A 20,459-nucleotide genomic window follows, 5' to 3' on the forward strand; every position below is an offset into this window, starting at 1 on the left:
AAGATCACCTTACTCTCTTTAATTTGTATGCTGTTGTCCAATATGTCTATGATCGTGTTTCAATCTCTCTCCTACTTGTTTTTCGAAGCGAGTGCAAAAGTAAAAACTTTATTTGAATTAGCAAAACTTTTTTGAAAAATATTTTTTCATCACTTTTCGCCAACCCTCAGTGTTTACTGAAGCGGACTGCAAAGATAAGACTCTTTATTTCGATTATCCAAATTTATTTTTAAAAAATATTTTTGAACCAATCTCAAGCCTTTTCTACTGCTTTTCTATGAACGTCTGCTTGTTTAATGCGGATGCAAAAGTAGTACCTTTTTCCCCACTTCCAAATTATTTGTTGCTTTTTTTTCAGTGAAATTCCACTTTTATTCACAACTCATTACTATAACGCACGTTAGATCGAAAAGTTTTTTTTTGTAGGTTGCTCTTTGCTCGTTGCTCTTTGCTCGTCGTGAGGTTTGTCTCCTATTTCTTGGTGTTCCTCTCCAACTCCCCTCCAACTCTCCCTGCACAGTTACTGGAAAAAAGGCCTTTTTGTCGAAGAAGTGTTGGAGGGGAGTCGAAGCAGAGCCATGAAAAACAACTACAACAACCAATCACAACCTTTGTAGGAGGGTTATAAAGAATGAAAAGGAAAGCGCAAAAAGTAAATCCAGCGACCAAAAAAAGAAAATAGCTTTTGATCATAGGGGCCTACTTATTAAGTACAATCCATATATAAGGAAGGAAATACAACTCAAGCATCTTGGTATGGAAACTCCTTTTATATAGGTATAGGTGTTTTAGCCACATGGTTTGGTGAGGAGGACTAAAAATATCATCGCGTCTATATAAATTGTCCACACATGTCGCTTTATTAATATAAAAGGAAGAACTAGTCTTATAGTAGCTTATCAAGGAATGAGGAAAACTAAAGAAAGCTAACAATAAATGTCTAAATAAAAAAGGAGAGCTTTCGCTCTCCTTTCTGTACAAAAACAAAATAATAATTCTAAAATATAAAATCTTAAAATGATGTTGTGATACCAACTGTTAATCCGGCAGCTTCAGTTACATAACGACATATTCCTCCAACACATAATAATCCTCCACGTTGTCTACCGTAGCTGGTTGAAACGCGCGTAGTTCCTTTTGTATAACTAATACCAGCATTGTAATAATGAATTTGCTTTTCGTTATCGTCATTACCATAATTATACATATCATTCACAAAGACAGCCCAATTGGCATTATAAGCAAACTCTAAGGTTCCTGCTAGCCAATTCTTTTTATCCTTGTCTGCCCACATATGCTGCGCCTCTAAACGAACTGATTTATTATCCATAAATTGATAAGTAGCTTCAGCACTTACAATTTGCGTTTTAACGTCATAGAATTTACCTTCTAATGCAGTGGCATTATAATACTGATCTAAATACATAAAGATCGAAGACCAATTACTTGACCATTTCTTTCTTATTTCAATTCCAAAATCCCTATAGTACTTTTCTCCAAAATCAAGAAACTTCGAATCTAGCTTATCTTCATCGAAATCCATTTCAGTCTTCAAACCTGCCCAATACGAACCGTTGACTACTAAATTTGTTCCATATTTTCCACCAAGCGTACTTTCCTTTGGAAATTCATAATAAAAATCAAATTGACCACCAATCTCACCTGCCTTACCCGCTAACCAATCAATACTTCCTTGAGCTTGATAAACATATATATTTTGTAAGGAATAATCATACTGCTTAGTAAGTGCAGGCACATAGTTAAGTACACCTTGAAAATACTCATTACCTAAAAATTCACGTTGTGAAAAACTTTGAATATTTTCAATTCTTCTAAGATTCACATCGATAGACATTCCTTTTTTAAAATATCCAGAATTAACTAACAATGCATTTCCCTTTTGCTTATTGTCTGGTCTAACAAAGCCTGCTTGAGCGACATAATCAAGTTCTTTATTAACAAACTCGGCTCCTATATAAAAACCTCCTTTGGCATAATCCGCACGAACTGCATAATTTGAATTAAAATTCTTCAGATCTTCATTCTCTTTATCACTGCTAATTTTACGCCCCAAATAACTTACTCCAAAACTTAACATATGATCTTGCCATCCAACTATATCATCAATGCTCACAGAAAGATCAGCACCATATAACATTGACTTCGCAAAATCAAATCCCATACCAATACGCTGTCTACCACCTAATACCGTAATTTTCCCCCAGGTATCAATATCATATTTTGCATTTAATCCAAATATTGCATTATTAACCCCCAGTTGTCTATCTTCCCATGCTCTAAACAGTAAACCACTTCCAAACTGATCGTAGAAATGTCCAGCCGTTACATCTAATCCTTTCTCCACATTATTATATCGAGCATAAATCGTTCCGATATCAAAATTTTTAAATTTAGGATTATAGTTCAACAATGGATCAGGCGCATAACTCTCCAGTTGTGTACCAAAAGACCAATTCTTATAATCGTAATCTACTTTTAGGTAAGAATTTGCACGGAAACGATCTTTTTCTGCCTCTACTGGGTCCAATTTAATTTTTTTATCATCGATATACCACTGTGAATTATTTTCTAAACCCACACGAATCTGAGCCTGTACATGTATAAAACTAAAAAAAACACCAAGCGCTAGTAATATTCTTTTCATCTTCTAATTTTTTAGCGCTGCCTTAACTTGTTTGAATAATTCCTTTTCAATTCCAGGAGTATAACTTGTGTGTTTGTACACAATTTTTCCTTTATATATTACAGCCGTAAAAGGTACATTCACCACATTCATCGCACGTTTTAACTCGTGATTTTGATCCAACAACACTTGATACTCCCATCCCTTCCCATTAATTAAAGGCTTCACTCGTTTTACTGATTTTGCATCATCAATAGAAACAGCCACTAATTTCACACCTGTTTCTTTTTGCCACTCTTCATAAACATCATTAATAGCAGCTAATTCCTTCAAACACGGTCCACACCATGTTGCCCAAAAACTTAAAATAACAGGTTTCTCTTCCTTAGCTAAATCACTAATATTAAATGCCTTACCGTCCATATCTTTCAATATTACCGAAGGTAAAGTAGTTTGTTGCGCGTTAATAGAAAAAAAGGAAGCAAGAAACATTAATACCATAAAAACTCTCATAAAAAAATACTTAATTAAAATTAAAAGGTAAATATATACAAAAAAAGAAACTCTTAACTTTTTATTATGTTTTTTTTAGTTGTAATATTGTATATAAATTAACCATTAATTAACAAAACGGATCATGAGAAAAAAAATTTTACATTCAGCAATCCTAGTATTAGCTATGACTTTTATGATAGGATGCTCAAGCGACGATAGTGCAAATAATGGCGGTGGAAACCCAGGAGGTGGTGGAAACCCAGGAGGTGGTGGAAATACCGGAGGAGGAGATACTGGCGGAGGAGATACTGGTGGAGGAGATACAGCTGTTTATCAATATGCACAAAAAATATTAGTTGAGGATATTACATCAGCTAGTTGTGTCGCTTGTCCCATAGCTACATTAGCAACAGAGGAAATTGCAAACACAGAATATGCAGATAAAGTAATTTCTGTGGCTATACACGATGATTTTGATCGTGACCTTGTTGTAGATCCCTTTGTATTACCAAATGTTATTGATCTTCTTAGAGCCGTTGGACTAAGAGGTTATCCACATATTTCTTGGAACAGAACACCAAACATTGGAGGATCAGAATTCCAATTATTTACACCAAAGCGTAGAGTAGACAACGTTAATGTACCTGTATTTGATTTAGCTTTATTTGAAAAATTCCATACCAAATATAATTTCTTCAAAGCAAGTTCTCCTATTGGAATTAAAATTGAATCAGCATTAACCCCTTCAAATGGTGAGGTTACAATAAGCTTGAAATTTGGAGAGGATTTAAATCAAAATTTAAAATATGTTGTATATCTGATTGAAGACGGTTTAGTATTCAAACAAGCCAATGGTACAACTCTGCATGGTAATACTAGCGGAGGTGGAAGATGGGAGAATAATTTCATTCACAACCAAGTGGTACGTGCAACAAATAACTTCTTGGGAGAAGCGATTGCTGCAGGAGAATCAGTAACTACAAATGAATTTAAAACAACCTCAAACTTAACTTATACTATAGAAAATTTAGAAAATGTTAGTGTTGTTGTTGCCATCCTAGACAAAGATGGAAAAGTATTAAACGCTCAAAAAGCAAAAGCAAACACAACACAAGACTACCAGATAGTAGAATAATATACTTCAATATCTAAAAAAACCTATACGTTATGTATAGGTTTTTCTTATAATATGTAATTTAAACAAAAAAGCCTGACAATTTCTTGTCAGGCTTTTTTTGCTCCCCCTCTTGGGCTCGAACCAAGGACCCTCTGATTAACAGTCAGATGCTCTAACCAACTGAGCTAAGGAGGAAGGTATCTTACCTTAAATGCAGTGCAAATATAACATCATTTTTTATTTCTGCAACTACATTCGCTTTATTTTTTATTTACTGAATATCGCTTTGTAAATATCATTTCCATTGGCAAACAACAACAACCCTATAAGTATAAAGAAACCAACCATTTGCGCATTTTCCAAGAATTTATCACTTGGTTTTCTACCCGAAATCATTTCATACAACAAGAACATCACATGACCTCCATCTAAGGCAGGAATTGGCAATAAGTTCATTACTCCTAACATAATTGACAATAAAGCTGTAATATTCCAGAAGTATTCCCAGCTCCATACTGATGGAAAAATATCGTAGATGGCCTTAAATCCACCTACTCCTTTATAGGCTCCTGTTTCCGGTTTAATAATTTTCTTTAATTGCTGGAAGTAGCCTGTTACCTTCTCTGTCCCTTTACTTAAGCCTACTGAGATAGACTCCCCTAGGGTATACTTTACTTGGCTGATATTATATAATCCCATTTGCTTAATGGTGTCGATTGACAATCCTCCAGCTGGCGCTATGCCAGCAACGCCATCTGCATTGATCTGCAATTGAACGGTAACGTCTTTTCCGTCACGCTCGACAACAACGGGAACAGTCTGCCCTTTTAATCCAACGATTGCAGGCTGTACTTGATCCATAAACGGTGTTGCAATACCATTGATGCTCTTGATAACATCTTTTGCTTGAAATACTTCTGACGCATTAGACCCTTGAATATCCTCCACAAACCCCATAATAACAAAGGGAATACGCAAGGAAATCCACCCTTCTTTTTTAGCTCCATCGCTCAATTGCCCGAGTAAGTTTACAGGTAAGTCAATATTTTCTCTCACCCCATTGCGCTCAATTTCAATCTGATGCCCCATCATAACCTCATAACCAACATCGTTGAAACGCTCAATTTCCTTCCCATCAACCGCAACAATTTTATCTCCGGTTTTTAATCCTGCTTCTTGTAGGATAGGTGATTGCACCCAAACGCCATGATTCATATCTTTATTCGAAATATATAAATCACCATAGGCATAGGTCATCCCGATATAAATCACAAAAGCTAAGATGAAGTTTACTGTTACCCCACCTAACATAATGATTAAACGCTGCCAAGCTGGTTTTGAACGAAATTCCCACGGCTGTGGCTCACTTTTCAATTGCTCTGTATCCATGCTTTCATCCACCATTCCAGAGATCTTAACATATCCTCCTAAAGGCAACCAACCAATTCCATACACTGTATCGCCTATTTTCTTTTTAAATAGAGAGAACTTTACATCAAAGAAGAGATAGAATTTCTCCACACGCGTTTTAAATAATTTAGCTGGGATAAAATGTCCTAACTCATGTAGGATAATCAAGAAGGATAAGCTCAATAAGAATTGAGAAAGTTTAATCAATATTTCCATTGTACTAATTTCGTTTCAAATCTGAATAATAAGCAAAAATAAAATATTAGTTGAACTATCAACTATATTTTAGCAAACTATTATTGATAAAGATGCAAGCCTAGACGAATTCGCTAAATGTAAATCACTCATGCCGCTATATTTCGTTTTTTTTGTTGTTGTTGCTGTTGCAACAAAGCGAAAGGGGGCATAATTATGGGATAAAAGGCGATTTAACGTTACGTTCTCCTTTTTATAAGCGAGTAATCCGATGAAAAACAACAAAAAGACGAATAATAAAAAAGTATTTTCTAACTTTGTTATCTTAAACTATTATTTATACTATGTTACAGATAGCTTTTATTAGAGAGAATCAAGAACAAGTGATTAAAGGCTTGGCAAAAAGAAATCTTGATGTTACGGAGGTGCTAAACGAAGTGATTGCTTTAGATGAGAAAAGAAGAGCAACACAAGTTGAATTAGACAATGTCTTAGCGGAATCCAACAAGCTATCCAAAAGTATTGGAGAGTTAATGAAGAGTGGAGAGAAAGCAAAGGCAGAACTCATCAAAGAAAAGACATCAAATTTACGTGAGCAAAGTAAAGACTTGACTGAACAGTTAAATCAAATTTCAGCTGCGCTTACCGAGAAGTTATATACGATTCCCAACGTTCCAGCGGATATAGTTCCCACAGGAAAAGATGCTGAAGACAACATTACTGTTCACCAACACGGAGAGATCCCTACCTTACACGAAGGGGCATTACCACACTGGGAATTGGCTAAGAAATACGATTTAATCGACTTCGAATTAGGGAATAAAATTACGGGTGCTGGATTTCCTGTATACAAAGGTAAAGGAGCTCGCTTACAACGCGCTTTAATTTCTTACTTTTTAGATAAGAATACAGCAGCAGGCTATAGAGAATACCAAGTTCCTCACGTTATTAATGAGGCTTCAGGATTTGGAACAGGGCAATTACCAGACAAAGAAGGACAGATGTATCACATTGGCGTGGATGATTTGTATTTAATTCCAACAGCGGAAGTGCCAATTACGAATATGTTTAGAGATGTAATCCTTCAAGAAAGTGATTTCCCAGTGCTTTGTACAGGCTATACCCCATGTTTCCGCAGAGAAGCAGGATCGTATGGTGCACATGTTAGAGGGTTAAACCGCTTACACCAATTTGACAAAGTGGAAATTGTACGCATCGAACATCCTGACAATTCATATCAAGCCCTTGATGGAATGGTCGAGCATGTTCAAGAATTGTTACACGAATTAAAACTGCCGTATCGAATCTTGAGATTGTGTGGTGGAGATATGGGATTCACTTCTGCGTTGACCTACGATTTCGAAGTGTTTTCAACTGCCCAAAACAGATGGTTAGAAATCAGTTCGGTATCTAACTTTGAAACTTTCCAAGCCAATCGTTTGAAACTGCGTTTTAAAGATAAAACGGGCAAAAGCCAATTGGCTCATACATTAAACGGTAGTTCACTAGCGTTACCTCGTGTATTGGCTGGAATTTTAGAAAATTATCAAACGCCAGAAGGAATTGTGATACCTGAGGTCTTAAGACCGTACACAGGATTTGATATTATTGATTAATTTTACACGATAAATACTCGCATATGAAAAGCACCAAATCCGATAAAGTCATTTGGTGCTTTTTTTATCTTTGTACAACCCAAATATACCGCAGATGATTATTTACAATATAACGATAAACATCCATGAAAGTGTACACGATACATGGATGGCATGGACCAAAGAGTTTTACATTCCTGGCATGCTCAATACAAAAAAATTCAATAAAGCCCGTATGGTGAAAGTTCTTGTAGAGGAAGACATGGGTGGAATTACGTACTCCCTTCAATTTGAAGCGCCCAACGCAGAGGTATTGAACCAATTTTACCGCGAAGACGCCGATTTCTTTGAAAGTGAATCGCGCAAAAAGTTTGGCGAATTAATGCTTACCTTCAAAACAGAACTAGAGCTAATTAGCGAACACTAAACCAATTTACCATGGATAAAGTAAGAGCAAAAAAACACTTGGGGCAACACTTCTTAACGGATGAAAATGTTGCGATGCGAATCGCAGATACGCTTACCTTAGAAGGGTATAAAAAAGTATTGGAGATTGGTCCTGGAATGGGCGTGTTGACCAAGTATATCTTGGACAAGCCCATTGAAACTTTTGTGGTAGAGATCGACACGGAATCTGTTGACTATTTACACAAACACTATCCTAAATTACAGGATCATATTTTTGCACAAGATTTTTTAAAATTCAATATCGTACAGGCATTTAACCAAGAACCTTTTGCCGTTATAGGAAACTTTCCCTATAACATATCCACGCAGATTGTTTTTCGCGTTTTGGAGCTTCGCGATTTTGTACCTGAATTTTCAGGTATGTTTCAAAAAGAAGTTGCCGAACGCATATGTGAGAAGAAAGGCAGCAAAGCCTATGGTATTCTCTCTGTGCTAACTCAAGCATTTTATGACACTGAATACTTATTTACGGTGTCTGAACATGTTTTTAATCCACCACCCAAAGTCAAATCTGGGGTTATGCGCATGCGCAGAAAAGAGAATTACTCCTTGCCATGCAATGAAAAATTATTTTTTACCGTCGTAAAAACTGCTTTTAATCAACGTCGAAAGACCTTGAGAAATAGTTTAAAGAGTTTCAATTTACCCGATGACATCCGAGAGGAGGCGATTTTTAACATGCGTCCAGAACAATTAGGAGTAGAAGAATTTATTGATCTTACAAAAAAAATAGAACTACATGGAGTTTAAAATCAGTGATGGAACTATCCAACAAATCGAAGAACTTATTGCTACAGGCCAAGAAGCCGAATTATTAGCACTCCTAAAGGATATTCACGCTGTGGATATTGCTGAGATTATGAATGAGCTTCATTCTGAAGAAGCCATTTATATCTTCGATATATTAAATAGTGAAGTCACTGCAGAAATACTACTTGATTTAGATGAAGATTTACGGGAAAAGATATTAAAGAGTCTTTCTCCCAAAGAGATTGCAGAAGAGTTAGATGAGCTTGATACCGATGATGCGGCAGATATTATTGCCGAATTATCAGAAAAGAGAAAAGAAGAGGTTCTCTTAGAGCTTGAAGACTTAGAACACGCCAAGGACATTGTGGAGCTTTTGCGCTATGATGAAGATACCGCAGGGGGATTAATGGCCAAGGAGTTTGTATCAGTCAATGAAAATTGGTCGATTCTTACCTGTGTCAAGGAGATGCGCAAGCAAGCAGAACACGTCTCACGTGTGCATTCTATTTATGTAGTGGATGATGAAGGACGTTTAAAAGGACGTTTATCTCTTAAAGATTTACTTACTTCTTCAACTACTACACACATTAGCGATGTCTATATTCCAAAAGTAGACTATGTCAAAGTAGATACGGAAGACACGGAAGTTGCGCGCATCATGCAGAAATACGATTTAGAAGCTATTCCCGTTGTCGATGAAATGGGTAGGCTCGTTGGACGCATTACCATTGATGATATTGTCGATGTAATCAAAGATGAAGCAGATAAAGATTATCAGTTGGCTGCGGGTATTTCACAAGATGTAGATACCAATGACAGCATTTTAACCCTAACCAAAGCGCGTTTACCCTGGTTGATTCTCGCTATGATTGGAGGTTTTGTTGCTGTAAATGTTTCGAGAAGTTTTGAAGGAGCAATGGAGAAATTTGGTGTTTTGTTCTTTTTCACTCCTTTAATTGCCGCTATGGCGGGTAATGTAGGAGTTCAATCTTCGGCGATTATCGTGCAAGGCCTTGCCAACAATACCATTTCGGGCTCCATATGGAAAAGACTGGGTAAAGAAGTTTCTCTAAGCCTATTAAACGGCTTTTTGTTGGCTATCCTTTTAATGATCGGAAGTCATGTGCTTTTGGGCGTGGATTACATCATTGGAATTACGGTGTCTATAGCGCTAATTAGCGTGATCATCATTGCGAGCTTAATCGGTACGTTTGTGCCTATCTTTTTAAACAAATATGGTATAGATCCAGCTTTAGCAACAGGTCCTTTTATTACAACAAGCAACGATATTTTTGGAATTTTAATTTACTTTTCCATTGCAAAAGTGATACTTGGTTTTTAAATCTTAGGTTATGGCAAAAAAAATATTACATCTAGATAGCAACCACCCTTTAATGCTAGAACAACTAGCCGCTATGGGATATACCAATGTAGAGGATTACACTTCTAGCAAAGAAGAAATAGAGCAAAGTATACACGAATACGAGGGAATTATACTGCGCAGTCGATTTAAGATTGACGCTTCTTTTTTGGAAAAAGCAACACAACTAAAGTTCATTGGTCGTGTTGGAGCGGGAGTAGAAAATATAGATGGTGAATATGCGGCGTCAAAAGGCATTGCCCTTATTGCTGCTCCTGAGGGAAACCAAACAGCTGTAGGTGAACATGCCTTGGGCATGTTGTTGACCCTATTCAATAAGTTACATTTAGTAGATCAAGAGGTTCGACAAGGCATTTGGATTCGAGAAGGCAATAGAGGGGTTGAAATCGAAGGAAAAACTGTTGGAATCATTGGCTACGGTCACATGGGAAATGCGTTTGCAAAACGCCTACAAGGCTTTGATTGTGAGGTGATCTTTTATGATATTCGAAATAATTTAGAAAACCAATACGCTAAGCAAGTATCGTTAGCCGAATTGCAAGAGCGAGCAGATATTCTTAGTTTACACCTACCACAAACACCTGAAACAATTCACCTCATTAATGCTTCCTTTATTCAACATATGGCAAAGCCCTTTTGGCTTATCAATACCGCAAGAGGTAAAGCAGTACACACCCCTGATTTAGTTGACGCTTTAGAAAGTGGAAAAATACGAGGTGCAGCACTAGACGTGTTAGAATATGAGAAATCGTCTTTTGAAAATATGTTTGCTGAAGCAAACCTACCACAACCTTTACAATACTTAATTCAAAGCAAAAAAGTACTACTATCCCCCCACATCGCTGGGTGGACCATAGAAAGCAAAGAAAAATTAGCCCAAATTATTGTCAATAAAATACGTCAACTGTTTCATTAACACTGAACTTATATAATAAAAAAAACAGCCAAATGGCTGTTTTTTTTATTATATCGATTTTTTTAGAAACCTAGTTCTACTAAAATATCTTTTCCAGTTCCTATTTTGTGCATCACAATTTCTTCTTCTCGTTTCACTGTAACATTTACCTCACCATATGTTTCTCCTTCATTACCTTTTACAATAATACTAATATACTCTTCACTATTTTTGGTATAACTCTTTTCCCATTTCAACTTTCTTGGAGGAAGTGGTGTTCCTGGAGTTACTGCTACTGGAATACCATCATCTTTAAATATTACATCTGTAGTAACTTTCGTTCCATTTGATTTATATACAATAATATGATCAAGACCTACTGACTCTGTAATTTCTACTGTAATATCATAGGTTTCACTTTTCAATGGAAGTTTAGGGTCACTACCATCATCACTACTACAACTTGCAACTCCTAATGCAAGACCTGCGCAAACTAAAAAATATTTAACTTTCTTGAACATTGTTTTTACTTTTATTTAACAACTCAAAAATAGCATATTTTTCATATAAAACAATCAATTGCTTAAAAAAATAGTAATTAAAACAAAATACAACCAAATAAAAAACAAGTTTCCATTAGCGTCAATAAAAAGTATAAAAAAAACACCTATTACTAGGTGTTTTTTAAAGTTTAATTATATTTATTGGCTTCCTCTTGTATTTTTCGTTCCAGTTCTGCTTCGAACTCTTCCATGACAGGTTTCACCGTACTTTCTGGTAGATCTGCAATTTTGATATACATCAACCCATCAATAGCATTGTTGAAGAGTGGATCTACATTAAAAGCTATTACTTTAGCATTTTGTTTGATGTACTTCTTGATCAACACGGGAACTCTCAATTTTGCTGGTTCAACGTCTTCAATAATCTTGTCAAATTTATTCAAATCCGATTCGGTTTCATTAAAAATTAAATCTTTATCTGCATCCTTCAAATTCACCTTATATTCCATTTTTGGCGTAACATATTGTGCAATAAAAGGATCAAAATAATGGCTACGCATAAATTCGATCATCAGCGATTTGGAAAAATCTGAAAACTGATTGCTGATACTCACTCCTCCGATTAGGTATTGATGTTCTGGGAAGCGCAAGGTAGTATGTACGATACCCTTCCACAATAAGAACAAAGGCATAGGCTTTTGTTGGTAATCTTTGACAATAAATGCACGCCCCATTTCGATGGATTGCGCCATCATCGGATAGAGTTCAGATTCAAATCGGAACAATTCATTCAAGTAAAATCCGTTGATTCCGTATTTTTTATAGATTTCAGATCCCAATCCCATGCGATAGGCCCCGCAAATTTGTTCTGCTTCGCTATCCCATAAAAACATATGGTGATAGTATTTATCGTATTGATCCAGATCTAATTCGTTATTTGTTCCCTCGCCTACCTCTCTAAAAGTAACCTCTCTAAGTCGACCAAGCTCCAACAATATTGTTGGAATTAAGTCTGATTTACACAAGAAAACCTCATAGTTTTTACTTTGAAGTAATCGAAAGTCTTTTTCGCGTAAAACTTCTATTTCTTGTTTAATTCGATCTAGGGGTTGTGGAGGGACGATGTCCTTTACCATCTTTGGAAATTTAAAATTAAAAGAGGGAACTTTTATCCATTTACGAGAGTCCTCATCTTTATAAGCGTTTGACAACAGATACGTTTTAAAGCGCAAAAAGTTTCCATAATCGCTTAAATCGTAATGTTCGTTTTGTTCTTCAACAGAAATTGGGCGTCCGATGCGTATTTTGATTACGCGATCTTTTTGCGTCAACAATTCTGAAGGCAATTTTGCCGTACGTAAAGTTGGGTTTATCTGGGATAAAAAGTAAAATAGCTTACTATTTTTTGCGTGAAAATAGATTGGCACAACAGGCACATTGGCCTTTTTAATCAATTTAATAGCTCCTTCTTCCCATGGTTTATCAACAACCAAACGATCGTCTTTATAGGTAGAAACCTCTCCTGCGGGAAATATTCCCAAAGGTTTTCCGTCACTTAAATGCCTCAATGTCTCTTTTAATCCCAAAACACTTGATTTAACATCTTTATTATTTTCAAATGGATTCACAGGCATTATATAAGGCTTTAAAGGCTCTATGCGGTGCAAGATAAAATTGGCAATGATCTTGAAATTAGGATCGTGCTCTAACATCAATTTCAACAATAATATACCGTCAATTCCTCCTAATGGATGGTTTGATATTGTGATATATGGCCCTTTTTTAGGTAGGCGTTTTAATTCTTCTGGATCAATTTGGAATTCAATCTGAAACTCCTCTAAGATAGCGTTCAAAAACTCTAACTCTTCTAAATGTTTATTCCTGTCGTAAATCTTATTCAAGGTAGTAACCTTAAGCGTCTTCATAAGCAACCACCCCGTAAAAGTACCAAAGATACCATACTTGTCCACGTTAATCGCTTTCGCTACTTCCTTAGCTGTTACTAACCCCATCAATTTCAAAATTTAAGTAAGACAAATATACTAAATTCTTTAGGTATTCTATTTTATTTTCTCATCCTTGCACGGATATCACTAGTCTTATTGATGTTAAAAACCTAAATATCTGATTAAAAAAAAGATACCTCAGTACAATTTTGTCAGCGCCATTAGCAGGCAAAAACAAAATGCTCGAGCTTATTCCCTCTATACCCTTGTTTATTCTTCGGCAAATTTCCACTTCGACAGCACGGACAACTACTTGTTAACCTCCCATTTATCAATGCAACAACAGAATGCTAATTAAAGATTAAAAAACACGTCGATACGGCTCTTTTGAGCCGGAATAACACATATTTTTTCTATTTTTGATTTTCATACAAAAATCAGCCATAATGAAAAAAATAATATCCTATAACGTGAATGGGATTCGCGCAGCGATAAAAAAAGGACTATTAGATTGGATGCAGGAGGAAAATGCAGATATAATTTGCATACAAGAAACCAAAGCAAAAGAAAATCAAATTCCTACCGATGAAATTACGTTAGCAGGATACCCCTATCAGTACTATTTTTCGGCAGAAAAAGCTGGATATAGCGGCGTAGCTATTTTTTGTAAGGAAAAACCTAACCACATTACTTACGGAACGGGCATTGACTATATGGATTTTGAAGGTAGAAATCTACGTGTCGATTTTGACACCTTTTCTGTGATGTCGTTATATCTTCCTTCGGCTTCGAATATCGATCGATTGGATTTTAAATACCAATACATGGACGACTTTTTCAACTATATTCAAGCGTTGAAACAAGAAATTCCCAACTTAATTATTTGTGGCGACTACAACATCTGTCATAAAGCCATTGACATTCACGATCCGGTACGCAACGCAAAGGTTTCTGGTTTTTTACCTGAAGAACGCGCATGGGTAGACAAATTTGTGGCACATGGATTTATCGATAGCTTCCGTTTGTTCCATCCAGAACCACACCAATACAGCTGGTGGACCTATCGCGCCAATGCCCGAAACAACAACAAAGGTTGGAGAATCGACTACCATATGGTGGCCGAATCGATGCAAGATCGCATCCTAAGTGCTTCTATTTTACAGGAAGTAAAACATTCGGATCACTGTCCAATTGTCGTTGAAATAAAAGCTTAATCCCAAACTAAAAACCCAAAAAACTACATGATTAAAAAATGCGCTTTTGGCTTACTTGCCCTAACTCTACTCTCCTCTTGTGTGACAAGAAGGTTATATAATGAACTCGATGCCAATTTTCAAAGTATTCTTGATGAAAATGAACAATTGGCGAATGATTTAGCGACTTTAAACAGTTCGATGAGTGACTTAGAGCTCGCTAAAAAACAGTTAGCTCAACAGTTGAAAGATTTACAACAAGAAAGACAGAACCTAAACGCGGAAATTGCTGCTGCTCAACATCGACTACAAGAATTGCAACATTCCTATACTAATCTCGAAAAACACAGTGAAGAATCACTTCAAGCGGAAGCTGCGCGATTGGCAAAATCACAAGCAGAATTGGATTTAAAATCGCAACGCATTCAGGAGTTAGAAGGAATTCTAGCGGCGAACGACAAGTCGATGAAAGCACTAAGAGATAATTTATCTCAAGCCTTGAATGTCTTTGAAGGAAAAGGGTTAACCATCGAACAAAAAAATGGAAAAGTGTATGTTTCCATGGAAAATAAACTGTTATTCAAATCTGGTAGTTGGACAGTAAATGACGACGGACGTCGAGCAGTGGTGGAATTGGGAAAAGTGCTCGCCAGCAATCCTGACATTTCTGTACTCATTGAAGGACATACTGACAACGATAAAGTTTTGGGTAATTTAGGAGAGGGAGTACAAAATAACTGGGACTTATCGACCAAGCGCGCCTTGGCCATAGTTTCCATCTTATCTGAGAATAACGCCATCGACAAAAAGAATCTTACAGCTGCAGGACGAGGTGAATACGCTCCTTTAATGAGCAATACCTCAAATGAGGGAAAAGCAAAAAACAGACGTATCGAAGTTATCCTTACCCCTAATTTAGACAAGATTAATGAAATGTTGAATCAATTATAAAAATCACAACACCCTTTAAAAAAAAGTGCTATAACTACTAAATTATAGCACTTTTTTTAAATATTTTCTTGTCTTTATACTTGTTTTCCCACTTCATTAACACAGAAACCCATTTATATTGCTTATCTTGCAATTCCAAAACTAAAAAACAAATTACATGTTTCTTTCCACCCTTAATCAACAGAACATACAAGAAATTATGGACTTTAGTGAACTAAATGTCATCTACAAATGGTTCTTTGATTACCTGCGTTTTTTACAATTGAATGAACACGAAACCCACGTTGTAACGACAATCGCATTATTACTTGCGTTTTCACTCGTTATGTATACGTTAGATTATATTTTAAAAAACATATTCATCGTCATTGCTCGAAAATACGCATCCCGAAGTAAGACAAAACTCGATGATCTGATTATCAACAATAAAGTGTTACACAATATTACTCACTTTATTCCTGTTGCATTAGCACGTATTTTATTCCCCATCTTTTTTATGGGGTTCCCAGGGGTAATAAAGGCGGTATTAACGATAACAAATCTCTTATTTGTCATCGTTATTACCTTGCTTTGTCGTTCGATCATTCGAACCGTTAGAGATTATGCCAAAACGAAACCTCGTTTAGCGGATAAGCCGATCGACAGCTATAGCCAAGTAGCGAGCATCTTCCTCTACTTCTTTGCTGGTGTGATTATCTTTTCGACTATTACAGGCAAAGATCCTGTGACCTTTCTAGTATCCTTAGGAGCTGCCTCGGCTATCTTGATGCTCGTTTTCAAAGATACCATTATGGGATTTGTTGCCAGTATACAAGTATCTACCAATGATATGGTTCGCGTGGGAGACTGGATTGAAATGGCAAAATTCGGCGCGGATGGAACAGTATTGGAAATTAACCTAAGTACTGTAAAAGTGCAGAACTTCGACAAAACCATTACAACAATCCCTACTTATTTGCTCATCAGTGATTCCTTTAAGAATTACCGTGGCATGCAGGTATCTGGTGGACGAAGAATCAAGCGAAGCATCAACATCAAAATGTCGTCTATTCGCTTTTTAGAACCTGCTGAAATTAATGAGCTAAAGAAAATTCAGCTCTTAAAGCCCTACATTGAAGAAAGACAAAAAGAAATTGACGAATACAATCACAATACCAATGCCGATCAATCCATGCCAATCAACGGGCGCCGCATGACTAATATTGGTTTATTTCGAGCGTATGTATTGCGTTATACTCAACAAAATCCAAACATACACAAGGAATACCACCTAATGGTCCGCCATTTGCAACCCACCGAACACGGTTTGCCTATCGAATTGTATATGTTTACCAACAGTACCGTTTGGGCCTTTTACGAAACTGTAATGGCGGATATATTTGATCACGTCTTGGCCGCTATTGACTATTTCCATTTAGAAGTATTTGAACTTCCTTCATCAGATGATGTAAGACAGTTTATTGCCAATAGCCAAGATCCAACTAAGTATTCAAACTAATATACCCAATAAAAAAGGTTCGGAACTACTTCCGAACCTTTTTTATTGCTCCAATTTGTGTATAATCTTCTCTATTTTCTCTTCTGTGGCCATTAATTTCTTCTTGCAAAAGACAATCAACTGAGAAGCGCGTTCCACCTTTTCAGCTAGTTCATCCACAGTAACTTCGTCGTTTTTTAGGGCAGTTAGAATTTGATCTAATTCGTCTGCTGCTCGTTCATAAGTAAGTTTTTCCATTGTTCAATTTCTTCTATGCTTCCTATCACTATGCGATAGGTTTTGTTATATATCATTACATCCACTGTATCTCCAGTTGACAAGGGCGTACTAGCGTGCAGCACTTTCCCTTGATGGCGAACCACAGCAAATCCTTTTTTCAAGAGGTGCTCAAGATTGTAAAGGGATAAAATTTCTTCCATCTGCACAAGCGTTGCTTTTGATTGGGCAAGTTTATAGCGCAAACGAGCGACAATCATCTCTTGTGTACTACCCATTTTTTGTTGTTCCAGTCCTAGGTTTTGCTTTGCCCATAGCGCCAAGCGAGTTGATCGGTCTTTGAGTTCGTTTTTTCGTTTCTTTACCTGTGTATCTACCTCGGTTTCAATTGCCAATTCAACAAAGCGCAAGTCACTGGCTGACCGTTGTATCAGTTGTTTAATCACATAGTCTAGTTCCGTTGTCTGCCCATCTAAATAAGATTGACTTTCACTTATTCTAAATTTGCTGATCCGACCGACATTATCTTCTAGTTGTGCCAATTTGGAGGTATGCTGTTTCAGAATACGCGCAGTATAATCAAGTAAAGCCTGTGTGCCTTGTGCAATTGACATGGCAAACTCAAAGGCCAAAGAAAGAATAAAAGAAGCCACAGCACTTGGCGTTTTAAAAGCAGTATGCGCGACATCATCAGCCACGGTACGATCGGTTTCATGTCCAATACCCGTAAAAACGGCAAAGGGCATTTGCGCTATTTTTTCAGCAACCTGAATAGCGTTAAAAACATCCAAATCAAATTTAGATCCGCCTCCACGAATAATGACTACCGCATCAAAATCACCTTTAGAAACAACCTCCAACTGTCGCAGTAAACTAGTCACAGCGCCTTCTCCTTGTACTTGGGTATCATAACACGTCAACACAAACGAAAAATGATGTGGATTTTGCTCTAAATGCTGTACAAAATCCTCGTATCCCGAAGTGCCTACCGAAGCGACTACCGCAATATGTTGAATGACCAACGGATGGGATCGACCCTTATTGAGTGAAAGCAATCCTCTTTGGTTCAACTGCAGTAAGGTTTGTTGCTTTTTTCGTTCAATTTCCCCTAAACTAAACGCATAATCTACGTGAATCACATGGAGAGAGAATCCGTAAACAGGATGAAAAATCGCTTCGCCATAGCATAAGATTTCTGCACCTTCTTTGACTACTTTTTCTAAATCCTCTCCTCCTTCGATGACACAGCGCTCAACATGCCTGCTCCAAATTGTCGCCCGACATTTTGCCAATACTTGATCCTCAACTTGTTCTACTAATTCTAAATAATAGTGTCCCTTGCGATCCTTGTTTACTTTGAGCACTTCTACTTTTACCCAAAAGAATTTCCCTAGCATGAGTTCATCAAAAACCTGCTGTACTCGATTGAGAATCGCGTGTAAGGAAAATATTTTTCGGTTGTCTTGCATAAGGGAAATAAAAACGAAAGTACAAAATTTTATAGGACTTAACTTCCTTTTTACAATTTCCTTGGCCAATGACCAAGTGCTTTTATTCGGCCAATCTTAGGTGGAAAACTCACTCATCACAAGCTAATTGTCAGAACAAACCGTTATCTTTGTCGCCATATTTTTAATACTATTTTTATGACAGCAGTAAAAATTATAAATAAATCAAACCACGCTTTGCCTCATTATGAAACTTCACAATCGGCTGGTATGGACCTACGAGCGAATCTGTCGGCACCCATTACGCTGAACAGTTTGGAGAGAGCAATCGTGCCGACTGGACTTTTTATTGAACTACCTGAGGGATACGAAGCACAAATTAGGCCTCGAAGTGGTTTAGCTGCAAAGAAGGGAATTACTTTATTGAATTCTCCCGGAACAATTGATGCAGATTACCGAGGAGAAATTGGTATTATTCTCGTAAATTTATCAAATGAGCCTTTTGTTATTGAAAATGGAGAGCGCATAGCGCAGATGGTCATAGCAAAATACGAGCAAATCCAATGGGAAAACACGGAAGTTCTTTCTGAAACAGAACGTGGCGCTGGTGGATTTGGCAGTACTGGAATAAAATAAGAATAAAATTAAGCTTGATATAAACAAAATGAGAATCATTGTACCTATGGCTGGACGTGGATCACGTTTACGCCCCCATACCCTTACTACGCCTAAACCTTTAATTCCGATCGCAGGAAAACCAATCGTACACCGCTTAGTGGAAGATATTGCGAAAGTACTACAAGATAAAATTGAAGAAATTGCATTCATCATACACGAAAGTTTTGGTAAGCAAACTGAAAAAGACCTGATTGCCATCGCTGAAAAATTAGGTGCAAAAGGAACTATATGCTATCAAAATGAGGCTTTGGGAACCGCACACGCCATTTTATGTGCGAAGGAAAGTATGACAGGACCTATCGTTGTGGCTTATGCTGATACCTTATTCCGCGCTGATTTTAATCTAGACAAGACTGCAGATAGCGTTATTTGGGTGAAACAAGTGGAAGATCCTAGTGCGTTTGGCGTGGTACAATTAAACGACAAAAATGAAATCGTCGATTTCGTAGAAAAACCAGCTACTTTTGTTTCCGATCTTGCTATTATTGGGATTTACTACTTTAAAAGCGGAGAAACCTTGCGCAAAGAATTGGAATATTTGTTGGATAACAACATTATTAAAGGAGGTGAATATCAATTAACCGATGCCTTAGAGAATATGAAACAAAAAGGCATGCGCTTTGTTCCAGGTACCGTAGCAGAGTGGATGGACTGCGGAAACAAAGACGTAACAGTTGATACCAACAATAGAATGTTGAACTTCTTAGAAGCTGAAAACGCCAACTATGTGTCGGCTTCAGTTCAATTGGAAAACAGTACAATTATCCCACCTTGCTATATTGGTGATCACGTTGTACTAAAAAATGCAACCATAGGCCCCAATGTTTCCTTAGGCGATCATTCTGTAGTTGAACACGCAACAATAAAAAATAGCTTGATCCAAACAAATGCCTACATTGCTCATGCAAACTTAGACAATGCCATGATTGGTAATCACGCAAAATACAATGGCAATCACACCAATATTAGCCTTGGAGATTATTCCGTTTTAGACTAAAAAATATTAAATCCGTTTTAAATTTCTTTAAAACGGATTTTTTTTATCTATATTCGATTAACAAATCACAAGACTTACA

Annotated in this window: 18 protein-coding genes and 1 tRNA gene; 11 read left to right on the top strand and 8 right to left on the bottom strand. The window is 36.8% G+C overall.

Annotated features, from left to right (window positions below; all coding sequences use genetic code 11):
* Window positions 1-1,012: 1,012 nt before the first annotated feature.
* Entirely contained in the window at window positions 1,013-2,665 is a 1,653-nt protein-coding gene (locus HX062_RS03910; protein WP_286466485.1) for a DUF6029 family protein, read from the bottom strand.
* Window positions 2,666-2,668: 3 nt separating this feature from the next.
* Window positions 2,669-3,157, bottom strand: a complete 489-nt coding sequence (locus HX062_RS03915; protein WP_286466486.1) for a TlpA family protein disulfide reductase — start codon at window positions 3,155-3,157, stop codon at window positions 2,669-2,671.
* A gap of 124 nt (window positions 3,158-3,281) precedes the next feature.
* Between HX062_RS03915 and HX062_RS03920 the strand changes: the two genes are divergently transcribed.
* A complete protein-coding gene (locus HX062_RS03920; protein WP_286466487.1) occupies window positions 3,282-4,274 on the top strand; it encodes an Omp28-related outer membrane protein in 993 nt (330 codons plus the stop codon).
* A gap of 103 nt (window positions 4,275-4,377) precedes the next feature.
* Here HX062_RS03920 and HX062_RS03925 read toward each other — a convergent pair.
* Window positions 4,378-4,451, bottom strand: a tRNA-Asn gene (locus tag HX062_RS03925).
* 72 nt (window positions 4,452-4,523) lie between these two features.
* Entirely contained in the window at window positions 4,524-5,882 is a 1,359-nt protein-coding gene (rseP, locus tag HX062_RS03930) for an RIP metalloprotease RseP (RefSeq protein ID WP_286466489.1), read from the bottom strand.
* A gap of 323 nt (window positions 5,883-6,205) precedes the next feature.
* On the opposite strand from rseP, the gene serS reads away from it, so the two are divergent.
* The 5 genes from serS to HX062_RS03955 all read left to right on the top strand — a co-directional run bounded on the left by serS (window position 6,206) and on the right by HX062_RS03955 (window position 10,971).
* Complete coding sequence (gene serS / locus HX062_RS03935; RefSeq protein ID WP_182628308.1) at window positions 6,206-7,477, top strand: serine--tRNA ligase; 1,272 nt, start codon at window positions 6,206-6,208, stop codon at window positions 7,475-7,477.
* 94 nt (window positions 7,478-7,571) lie between these two features.
* On the top strand, window positions 7,572-7,883 hold the full coding sequence (locus HX062_RS03940; RefSeq protein ID WP_182628309.1) for a DUF4286 family protein: 312 nt from the start codon (window positions 7,572-7,574) through the stop codon (window positions 7,881-7,883).
* An 11-nt stretch (window positions 7,884-7,894) separates the two neighbouring features.
* On the top strand, window positions 7,895-8,674 hold the full coding sequence (rsmA, locus tag HX062_RS03945) for a 16S rRNA (adenine(1518)-N(6)/adenine(1519)-N(6))-dimethyltransferase RsmA (RefSeq protein WP_182628310.1): 780 nt from the start codon (window positions 7,895-7,897) through the stop codon (window positions 8,672-8,674).
* Complete coding sequence (mgtE, locus tag HX062_RS03950; protein ID WP_182628311.1) at window positions 8,664-10,016, top strand: magnesium transporter; 1,353 nt, start codon at window positions 8,664-8,666, stop codon at window positions 10,014-10,016. The genes rsmA and mgtE overlap by 11 nt, the downstream gene beginning before the upstream one ends.
* A 10-nt stretch (window positions 10,017-10,026) precedes the next feature.
* A complete protein-coding gene (locus tag HX062_RS03955) occupies window positions 10,027-10,971 on the top strand; it encodes a 2-hydroxyacid dehydrogenase (RefSeq protein WP_286466490.1) in 945 nt (314 codons plus the stop codon).
* A 62-nt stretch (window positions 10,972-11,033) separates the two neighbouring features.
* Here the strand turns inward: HX062_RS03955 and HX062_RS03960 are convergent, their stop codons facing one another.
* Window positions 11,034-11,471 carry a hypothetical protein gene (locus HX062_RS03960; protein ID WP_182628313.1) on the bottom strand — a complete coding sequence of 146 codons (438 nt, stop codon included), beginning with the start codon at window positions 11,469-11,471 and terminating at the stop codon, window positions 11,034-11,036.
* Window positions 11,472-11,641: 170 nt separating this feature from the next.
* Window positions 11,642-13,465, bottom strand: a complete 1,824-nt coding sequence (locus HX062_RS03965) for a GNAT family N-acyltransferase (protein ID WP_182628314.1) — start codon at window positions 13,463-13,465, stop codon at window positions 11,642-11,644.
* Window positions 13,466-13,845: 380 nt separating this feature from the next.
* Here HX062_RS03965 and HX062_RS03970 point away from each other — a divergent pair, with 380 nt between their 5' ends.
* The 3 genes from HX062_RS03970 (at window position 13,846) to HX062_RS03980 (ending at window position 17,041) form a co-directional block, all read left to right on the top strand.
* The gene (locus tag HX062_RS03970) at window positions 13,846-14,613 is read left to right on the top strand and encodes an exodeoxyribonuclease III (protein WP_182628315.1); all 768 of its coding nucleotides are present in this window, start codon (window positions 13,846-13,848) and stop codon (window positions 14,611-14,613) included.
* A 27-nt stretch (window positions 14,614-14,640) separates the two neighbouring features.
* Window positions 14,641-15,543 carry an OmpA/MotB family protein gene (locus HX062_RS03975; RefSeq protein ID WP_286466492.1) on the top strand — a complete coding sequence of 301 codons (903 nt, stop codon included), beginning with the start codon at window positions 14,641-14,643 and terminating at the stop codon, window positions 15,541-15,543.
* 199 nt (window positions 15,544-15,742) lie between these two features.
* Complete coding sequence (locus HX062_RS03980; protein ID WP_430530055.1) at window positions 15,743-17,041, top strand: mechanosensitive ion channel family protein; 1,299 nt, start codon at window positions 15,743-15,745, stop codon at window positions 17,039-17,041.
* Window positions 17,042-17,083: 42 nt separating this feature from the next.
* On the opposite strand, the gene xseB is transcribed toward HX062_RS03980, so the two are convergent.
* Both xseB and xseA read right to left on the bottom strand, forming a co-directional pair.
* Window positions 17,084-17,278 carry an exodeoxyribonuclease VII small subunit gene (gene xseB / locus HX062_RS03985; RefSeq protein WP_182628318.1) on the bottom strand — a complete coding sequence of 65 codons (195 nt, stop codon included), beginning with the start codon at window positions 17,276-17,278 and terminating at the stop codon, window positions 17,084-17,086.
* Window positions 17,239-18,726, bottom strand: a complete 1,488-nt coding sequence (xseA, locus tag HX062_RS03990; protein WP_286466495.1) for an exodeoxyribonuclease VII large subunit — start codon at window positions 18,724-18,726, stop codon at window positions 17,239-17,241. The genes xseB and xseA overlap by 40 nt, the downstream gene beginning before the upstream one ends.
* Before the next feature lie 177 nt (window positions 18,727-18,903).
* On the opposite strand from xseA, the gene dut reads away from it, so the two are divergent.
* Complete coding sequence (dut, locus tag HX062_RS03995) at window positions 18,904-19,341, top strand: dUTP diphosphatase (protein ID WP_182628320.1); 438 nt, start codon at window positions 18,904-18,906, stop codon at window positions 19,339-19,341.
* 28 nt (window positions 19,342-19,369) lie between these two features.
* Entirely contained in the window at window positions 19,370-20,380 is a 1,011-nt protein-coding gene (locus HX062_RS04000) for a sugar phosphate nucleotidyltransferase (RefSeq protein WP_182628321.1), read from the top strand.
* Window positions 20,381-20,459 lie beyond the last annotated feature (79 nt).

The organism is Myroides sp. DF42-4-2 (genome assembly GCF_030326445.1).
Lineage (GTDB): Bacteria > Bacteroidota > Bacteroidia > Flavobacteriales > Flavobacteriaceae > Flavobacterium.

What these genes read in the sequence shown, in the direction of transcription:
- HX062_RS03910 (WP_286466485.1), bottom strand. Translation starts at nt 2,665, where the DNA reads ATGAAAAGAATATTACTAGCGCTTGGTGTTTTTTTTAGTTTTATACAT.
- HX062_RS03915 (WP_286466486.1), bottom strand. Translation starts at nt 3,157, where the DNA reads ATGAGAGTTTTTATGGTATTAATGTTTCTTGCTTCCTTTTTTTCTATT.
- HX062_RS03920 (WP_286466487.1), top strand. Translation starts at nt 3,282, where the DNA reads ATGAGAAAAAAAATTTTACATTCAGCAATCCTAGTATTAGCTATGACT.
- rseP (WP_286466489.1), bottom strand. Translation starts at nt 5,882, where the DNA reads ATGGAAATATTGATTAAACTTTCTCAATTCTTATTGAGCTTATCCTTC.
- serS (WP_182628308.1), top strand. Translation starts at nt 6,206, where the DNA reads ATGTTACAGATAGCTTTTATTAGAGAGAATCAAGAACAAGTGATTAAA.
- HX062_RS03940 (WP_182628309.1), top strand. Translation starts at nt 7,572, where the DNA reads ATGATTATTTACAATATAACGATAAACATCCATGAAAGTGTACACGAT.
- rsmA (WP_182628310.1), top strand. Translation starts at nt 7,895, where the DNA reads ATGGATAAAGTAAGAGCAAAAAAACACTTGGGGCAACACTTCTTAACG.
- mgtE (WP_182628311.1), top strand. Translation starts at nt 8,664, where the DNA reads ATGGAGTTTAAAATCAGTGATGGAACTATCCAACAAATCGAAGAACTT.
- HX062_RS03955 (WP_286466490.1), top strand. Translation starts at nt 10,027, where the DNA reads ATGGCAAAAAAAATATTACATCTAGATAGCAACCACCCTTTAATGCTA.
- HX062_RS03960 (WP_182628313.1), bottom strand. Translation starts at nt 11,471, where the DNA reads ATGTTCAAGAAAGTTAAATATTTTTTAGTTTGCGCAGGTCTTGCATTA.
- HX062_RS03965 (WP_182628314.1), bottom strand. Translation starts at nt 13,465, where the DNA reads ATGGGGTTAGTAACAGCTAAGGAAGTAGCGAAAGCGATTAACGTGGAC.
- HX062_RS03970 (WP_182628315.1), top strand. Translation starts at nt 13,846, where the DNA reads ATGAAAAAAATAATATCCTATAACGTGAATGGGATTCGCGCAGCGATA.
- HX062_RS03975 (WP_286466492.1), top strand. Translation starts at nt 14,641, where the DNA reads ATGATTAAAAAATGCGCTTTTGGCTTACTTGCCCTAACTCTACTCTCC.
- HX062_RS03980 (WP_430530055.1), top strand. Translation starts at nt 15,743, where the DNA reads ATGGACTTTAGTGAACTAAATGTCATCTACAAATGGTTCTTTGATTAC.
- xseB (WP_182628318.1), bottom strand. Translation starts at nt 17,278, where the DNA reads ATGGAAAAACTTACTTATGAACGAGCAGCAGACGAATTAGATCAAATT.
- xseA (WP_286466495.1), bottom strand. Translation starts at nt 18,726, where the DNA reads ATGCAAGACAACCGAAAAATATTTTCCTTACACGCGATTCTCAATCGA.
- dut (WP_182628320.1), top strand. Translation starts at nt 18,904, where the DNA reads ATGACAGCAGTAAAAATTATAAATAAATCAAACCACGCTTTGCCTCAT.
- HX062_RS04000 (WP_182628321.1), top strand. Translation starts at nt 19,370, where the DNA reads ATGAGAATCATTGTACCTATGGCTGGACGTGGATCACGTTTACGCCCC.